Origin of the sequence: Virgibacillus kekensis (genome assembly GCF_042654125.1) — a bacterium.
Lineage (GTDB): Bacteria > Bacillota > Bacilli > Bacillales > Amphibacillaceae > Lentibacillus > Lentibacillus kekensis.
In genome coordinates, this window is record NZ_JBHSFU010000011.1 from 154,360 (window position 1) to 161,112 (window position 6,753).

At 42.4% G+C, this 6,753-nt stretch carries 6 protein-coding genes and 1 rRNA gene; all 7 read left to right on the plus strand.

Annotated features, from left to right (window positions below; genetic code table 11):
- The first annotated feature begins 43 nt into the window (after nt 1-43).
- The gene (locus ACFO3D_RS16865; protein WP_390298838.1) at nt 44-898 is read left to right on the plus strand and encodes a MurR/RpiR family transcriptional regulator; all 855 of its coding nucleotides are present in this window, start codon (nt 44-46) and stop codon (nt 896-898) included.
- 74 nt (nt 899-972) lie between these two features.
- Nucleotides 973-1,929 carry a sugar kinase gene (locus tag ACFO3D_RS16870; RefSeq protein ID WP_390298841.1) on the plus strand — a complete coding sequence of 319 codons (957 nt, stop codon included), beginning with the start codon at nt 973-975 and terminating at the stop codon, nt 1,927-1,929.
- A 17-nt stretch (nt 1,930-1,946) separates the two neighbouring features.
- Nucleotides 1,947-2,588 (plus strand): bifunctional 4-hydroxy-2-oxoglutarate aldolase/2-dehydro-3-deoxy-phosphogluconate aldolase, encoded by a 642-nt coding sequence (locus ACFO3D_RS16875; RefSeq protein ID WP_390298873.1) that lies wholly within the window; start codon nt 1,947-1,949, stop codon nt 2,586-2,588.
- Nucleotides 2,585-3,733: a galactonate dehydratase gene (gene dgoD, locus ACFO3D_RS16880; RefSeq protein ID WP_390298844.1), complete on the plus strand. Its 1,149-nt coding sequence runs from the start codon at nt 2,585-2,587 to the stop codon at nt 3,731-3,733. Before ACFO3D_RS16875 ends, dgoD begins: the two co-directional genes overlap by 4 nt.
- Nucleotides 3,734-3,815: 82 nt before the next feature.
- Entirely contained in the window at nt 3,816-5,174 is a 1,359-nt protein-coding gene (locus ACFO3D_RS16885; RefSeq protein ID WP_390298847.1) for a GntP family permease, read from the plus strand.
- Between the two features lie 175 nt (nt 5,175-5,349).
- Nucleotides 5,350-6,156, plus strand: coding sequence for an adenosylmethionine decarboxylase (gene speD, locus ACFO3D_RS16890; protein WP_390298850.1), 807 nt, complete (start codon nt 5,350-5,352; stop codon nt 6,154-6,156).
- A 525-nt stretch (nt 6,157-6,681) separates the two neighbouring features.
- Nucleotides 6,682-6,753 (plus strand): 16S ribosomal RNA (locus ACFO3D_RS16895); the annotation flags it as partial.

The following is a 6,753-nucleotide window of genomic DNA, read 5'->3' on the forward strand; positions in this document are numbered from 1 at the left end:
TTCTTATATAATCGGTTTATAAATTCGAAGTGGGAGCAGATAAATGGATAACAATCAAAAACATGCGTTAGCCAGAATCCGAAGTAACTATGGAAAATTTAGTGATAAGGAAAAGAAGATTGCTGACTATGTTCTCTATAATCCCCAGAATATAATCCATAATACGATTAACCAGGTGGCAGATGAACTGGAGATTGCTGAATCCACTGTATTCAGGTTCTGTAAGCGAGTTGGCTTCAAAGGATATCAGGCGTTCAAAATTGCGCTTGCTGCAGAAATCGTCACGCCAATGAAGGACATTCACGAGAAAATAAGCGATGAGGACAGTGTTGGATCTGTTTCTGAAAAAGTTTTCCGGTCCAATATCAAAACACTTGAAGATACGCTGCAAATTGTGGATGGTGCAGTATTTCAAAAGGCAACTGATGCTATCATCGGTGCAAATAGAGTTGAATTTTTCGGTAGTGGGGGTTCAGCTGTTGTTGCACTAGATGCTTTCCACAAGTTTATTCGAACTGGTTTGCAAGTGAATGCGCATCTTGAGTCACATATGCAGCTTATGTCAGCGTCACAGTTGACCAATCAAGATGTTGCGGTGTTAATTTCGCACTCTGGATCGACAAAAGATATGCTGGATATTCTGCAGACGTTAAAGGCAAAAGGTGTAATTACCATCAGTATAACGAACTTCGCCAAGTCACCATTAACGAAGGAAGCGGACATTTCCTTGTATACAGTGTCCGAGGAAATTGACTTTCGTTCTGAGGCAATGTCATCAAGAATAGCGCAATTGACAATTATTGATGCGTTATATACCAATACGATGATCGCCAAAAAGGAGGACGCTCGAAAAGCGCTCCAGAATATGCGGGAAGCTATTTCGCTAAAAAGGTTATAATAGCTTATTTTTTTCTCAGGAAAATGTAAACGTTTTAAATGTGTTTGATGGAACAACAGGAAGGTGGGAAGGGTATGGATGTAATTACGCTAGGAGAATCAATGGTACTATTCACCCCTAAAGCTTCTTCCGGCCTGATGCGGTATGCTGGCGATTTTTCAACAAAAATAGCTGGAGCCGAATCAAATGTTGCGATTGGGCTGGTAAGGCTTGGCCACCAGGCGGGATGGATCAGCCGTCTGGGGAATGATGAATTCGGAAGACGCATTTTATCGTTCATCCGGGGAGAAGGGGTGGATGTTAGTGAAGTGAAATTTGATGACAGTGCATCCACAGGACTATTTTTCAAGGAAAAACTAACTGCTGATGAAGCAAGAGTGAGCTATTACCGGAAAGATTCTGCGGCAAGCAAGATGACATCAGCCGATTTGGATGAGGCGTATATTTCAAAAGCAAAATACCTCCATATAACCGGGATTACCCCTGCACTAAGTGAGAGTTGTCGTGAAACCGTTTTAAAGGCAGTGAAACATGCTAAAAGTGCAGGTGTGAAAGTGATATTCGACCCAAATCTGCGGAGGAAACTTTGGAGCGAGACCAGGGCGCGGGAGGTGCTTCTAGAGCTTGCCGGTATGGCTGATATTGTACTGCCGGGAGTTGATGAAGCTGAGTTTTTATTCGGGGAGTCAGATCACGAAACACTGGGACAGGCATTTCTTGATAATGGCGCGTCGGCCGTGATAATGAAGCTTGGAAAAGAAGGAGCCTACGTTGCTTCCGAAGAATTCAGTGGAATTGTGCCAGGTTTTCCGGTAGAGGATGTTACAGACCCTGTGGGGGCAGGGGATGGCTTTGCGGCAGGGTGTCTTTCCGGGCTGATTGATGGTCTTGCAATAAAAGAAGCGGTCCAGCGAGGCAATGGAGTCGGCGCTATGGTGACTATGGCAGATGGTGACGTTGAAGGACTGCCTGATTTGAAAAGGCTTACGAATTTCATGCAAAGAGACTATCTGAATGATGTAGACCGATAGGAGGTTTTATTTTGACAATGGATACTTTTCAACGAATCAAAGAACACAAACTGGTAGCCGTAATCCGCGGGGCGAAGGGAGATGACGTTCTCTCGATTGCCGGTGCTCTCAATGAAGGAGGAATTCACATTCTCGAAATCACCGCCGATACTCCCGAGGTAGAGACTCTCATCCGGAGGGTGAACGAGGAATTTGGCGATGAAATGGTGGTTGGAGCTGGAACAGTGCTTGACCCGGAGACTGCCCGGGCTGCGATTATGGCTGGAGCAAGCTTTATTTTCTCACCGACGGTAAACGTGGAAACCATCAGAATGACAAAACGGTACGGGGTTGTAAGTATCCCGGGAGCTTTGACGCCTACAGAAGTATTAACCGCATATGAAAATGGTGCGGACTTAATTAAAATATTCCCTGCTGGAACAGTGGGTCCCGGTTATATAAAAGATATTCATGGACCATTGCCGCATATTCCGCTGATGCCTACAGGCAGTGTCGACCTGAATAATGTCCGTGAGTATTTTGAAAAAGGTGCGGTCGCAGCAGGTCTTGGCAGTGCGCTCGTTAATACAAAACGTGGAGTAAATCCGGAAACATTAAAAGAAATAACTGACAAAGCCAGACAATTCACTGATGCGATAAAGGATGTGGAGCAGCAATGAAAATAACAAACTTTGAGTTATACCAAGTACCACCGAGGTGGCTGTTTCTTAAAATCGAAACAGACGAAGGAATCAGCGGATGGGGGGAGCCTGTAGTTGAAGGTCGTTCCCATACGGTCGAAGCAGCTGTCCGTGAACTTATGGATTATTTAATTGGTAAGGATCCCCGAAAGATAGAGGATCATTTTCAAGTATTATACCGTGCAGGTTTTTACCGCGGCGGTCCTATTCTCATGAGTGCCATTTCAGGAATTGAACAGGCACTTTGGGATATAAAAGGTAAGTACTATAATATGCCGGTATATGAAATGCTTGGTGGATCAGTTCGAGACAATATTCAGGTTTATTCCTGGATAGGAGGCGACCGCCCACAGGAAGTTGGTGCGGCTGCCAAAGAAAAAGCGGATGCAGGATTCAGGGCGATTAAAATGAACGGAACCGAAGAGATGAATTATATCGACAGTCATGAAAAGGTGGAAGCTGCAGTTAATCGCGTGGCAGCAATCCGGGAAGCTGTTGGCAGTGACTTTGGGATTGGTATTGATTTTCATGGTCGGGTTCACAAGGCTATGGCTAAAATTCTTGTCAAAGAACTGGAGCAGTATCGACCGATGTTTATTGAGGAACCCGTTCTGGTTGAGAACCTGGAAGCATTCAAAAATATTGCGAGCTATACAACGACACCTATTGCTACCGGCGAACGAAACTACACCCGCTGGGGCTTTAAGCAGATGTTGATGGATGGGATAGTGGATATAATACAGCCGGACCTTTCACATGCCGGGGGGATCTTGGAAGTGAAGAAAATTGCGGCAATGGCAGAAACTTTCGATGTCGCTGTGGCACCGCACGCACCACTGGGACCAATAAACCTTGCAGCTTCATTGCAGGTTGACGCATGTACACCAAACTGCGTGATTCAGGAACAAAGTCTTGGAATTCATTACAACAAGGGTAGTGACCTACTTGATTATCTGGTAAATCCTTCGGTGTTTGAATATAAAGACGGAAATGTCAGCATACCCGAAGGCCCTGGACTTGGAATAGAGATTAATGAAGAGCGCGTCAAAGAGGCCACTAAAAAAGGGCACAGCTGGAAGAATCCAGTTTGGCGTCATGACGATGGAACAGTAGCTGAGTGGTAAAAGGGGGCGTTATATGGAAGATAGCTGTTCAGGTATTGCTGAAATGTAAACGCTATAAAATTTTAAGAAGAGGGGAATTTAAATGTCTACACTAGGATTGATTTTACTCGCCGCATTCGGCGTAGCCCTGCTGTTATTTCTGGTAATCCGTTTGAATCTGCAGGCTTTTATTGCACTAATCGTTGTAAGTTATATTGTTGGTCTTCTGGCAGGCATGAGTCCATCAGAACTATTTGAAGCTGTCCAGGCTGGTATGGGTGGAACCGTCGGAGAGATAGCCGTTATTATCGGTGTCGGTGCCATGTTCGGTGAGATACTGAAGGTTTCAGGCGGAGCCGAGCGGCTTGCGCTTAGCCTGATGAACAAGTTTGGGGAAAAACGAGTGAATTGGGCACTTATGTTAACTGGTTTTATTATATCCATTCCAGTATTTCTGGATGTAGCTTTTGTTATTTTAGTACCGATCCTTTACAGTCTTGCACAGAAAACAGGTAAATCCCTGTTATTCTATGGTATTCCATTACTTGCAGGTCTGGCCGTAACGCACAGTTTCGTGCCGCCAACTCCAGGTCCGATTGCTGTATCATCCTTACTTGGAGCAAACCTTGGTTGGGTAATTCTGTTCGGTCTTCTTGCTGGTATACCGGCTGCAATTATTGCAGGACCAATTTTTGGTTCTTACATTGCTAAAAAGATTCATGTTCCCGTACCTGAATTAATGATGCAGAACCTTGCTGAAAAGGCAAAAGGGAAAACATACGAAAAAGAACTTCCAAGCTTTAAAATGATTGCAGCACTTATCCTGTTGCCGTTGTTTCTGATTCTGTTAAACACATTCGGAGGTGTTTTACTTCCGGAAGAGAGCACGGTACGTACAGTTTTATCATTCATTGGTAACCCGGGAGTAGCTCTAACTATTACAGCATTACTTACTTTCTACTTCCTTGGTACACGTCGTGGCTATACACGCTCTGAAATCCAGGAAATTGCAACGAAAGCACTTGAGCCTGCAGGTATCATTATACTAATCACCGGTGCGGGTGGTATTTTCGGCCAAGTACTAGTTGAAACAGGAATCGGTGAAGTCCTTGCTCAATCTATGAGTGACTTTAATATCCCAATCCTTGTATTTGCTTTCGTAGTAGCATCAGCTATCCGGATTGCACAAGGTTCAGCTACGGTGGCAATGGTAACCGCTGCTAGTCTTATCACGCCGGTGATTGATACACTAGGCATAGGGGGGCCAATGCTGGCACTACTTGTTATTACGATAGCTTCCGGTGCTACAATCGCGTCACACGTTAACGATTCAGGTTTCTGGATGGTAAACCGTTTCTTTGGAATGTCAGAGAAGGATACATTAAAATCATGGACAGTTATGGAAACAATAATCGCATTTGTCGGATTTGGTGTTTCGTTAATCATTAGTATCTTTATATAGTAATCAAACAAAGTGTCTGTCATATTACGTGACAGGCATTTTTGTGTTCAACACGTTCCATTATAATTTACGTTTAACTTATAAGGAGAAGGGAAAAATATAACGCAAAGATTTTTCTTCTATATAATACGAGTGAAAGAGCAGCCTGAAAACACATATAAGGAGTAAATTGGTTATGAACCAAAAAGACACAATTGAACTGCACGACTTTAATAACCTAACGAAAACCCTCAGTTTTAATATGTACGATATTTGTTATACGGAGACAAAAGAAGAGCGTGAGGCATATATCGAGTACATTGATGAACAGTATAACGCGAATCGCCTGACTGAAATATTGAGTGAGGTTGCAAATATAATTGGAGCACATGTCCTGAATGTCTCCAAACAGGATTTTGAACCACAAGGGTCGAGTGTCACCTTACTTGTTTCGGAGGAGCCGGTTGCTGATATTCCGACTGATGCTTTTGATGAGACGCCGGGGCCGTTACCTAATTCGGTAGTAACACAGCTTGATAAGAGCCATGTTACTGTCCATACGTATCCCGAATACCATCCTTACGAAGGGATTAGTACATTCAGGGCTGATATTGATGTTTCCACATGTGGGGAAATTTCTCCGCTAAAAGCTCTAAGATTCCTTATTCATTCCTTTGATACAGATATAATGACAATGGATTATCGCGTAAGAGGTTTTACTCGTGACAAGAACGGGAATAAGTTATTTATAGATCATGATATAAATTCCATACAAAACTACATACCTGATGAAGTAAAAGCTGAATACGACATGATCGATGTTAACGTCTTCCAGGAGAATATATTCCATACAAAATGTAAACTTAGAGATTTTGATTTGGACAATTATCTATTTGGTTACACAAAGGATAACTTAAGTAAGCAAAGACAAAATGAAATCTCGAAACAGTTAGAGACGGAGATGAATGAAATCTTCTATGGAAAGAATATGTCTGATAAATAAGACTGGAAGAGGGAATTACAGAAGGAAAAATGGAAAAAATATCTACATGAAATGATATTGACTTTATCCTGCAGTCGTTGTATTATTGTTCTTGCCGCAAAAAACGGAGGCAATTTGCTCGCGTTAAACGGTGATATTCATGGAAACGGAAATCAAAACTTTCCTTGACATGAGAGCTCACAAATGATATACTAATTAGGTTGCTAAAAAAAGCGACTTTAGTTATCAATAAAAAGAAATTAATAAATCTATTGACATCCATGATGTTGATATGGTATATTAATAAAGTCGCCATTTTGAGATTGGCGTTGAAATTTGATCCTTGAAAACTGAACAAAACAACCAGTATGTCAAGAAGACAGGAAAAGCATTTATTGCTTTCCCCTGAATTCTATTTTTAAAAGCTAAGACATTATATGATTGATTGGTGTCAATCATATCAAACTTTTTTGGCAAAGAAGAATATTTACTTATTCTTCTTTGCACAAGTGCAACTACACTTTTGATGAAATCAAAAGTTAGTTTTCTATGGAGAGTTTGATCTTGGCTCAGGACGAACGCTGGCGGCGTGCCTAATACATGCAAGTCGAGCGCGGG

Bases quoted from the DNA above. Each gene is read 5' to 3' on its own strand.
- ACFO3D_RS16865 (WP_390298838.1), top strand. From the start codon at position 44: ATGGATAACAATCAAAAACATGCGTTAGCCAGAATCCGAAGTAACTAT.
- ACFO3D_RS16870 (WP_390298841.1), top strand. From the start codon at position 973: ATGGATGTAATTACGCTAGGAGAATCAATGGTACTATTCACCCCTAAA.
- ACFO3D_RS16875 (WP_390298873.1), top strand. From the start codon at position 1,947: ATGGATACTTTTCAACGAATCAAAGAACACAAACTGGTAGCCGTAATC.
- dgoD (WP_390298844.1), top strand. From the start codon at position 2,585: ATGAAAATAACAAACTTTGAGTTATACCAAGTACCACCGAGGTGGCTG.
- ACFO3D_RS16885 (WP_390298847.1), top strand. From the start codon at position 3,816: ATGTCTACACTAGGATTGATTTTACTCGCCGCATTCGGCGTAGCCCTG.
- speD (WP_390298850.1), top strand. From the start codon at position 5,350: ATGAACCAAAAAGACACAATTGAACTGCACGACTTTAATAACCTAACG.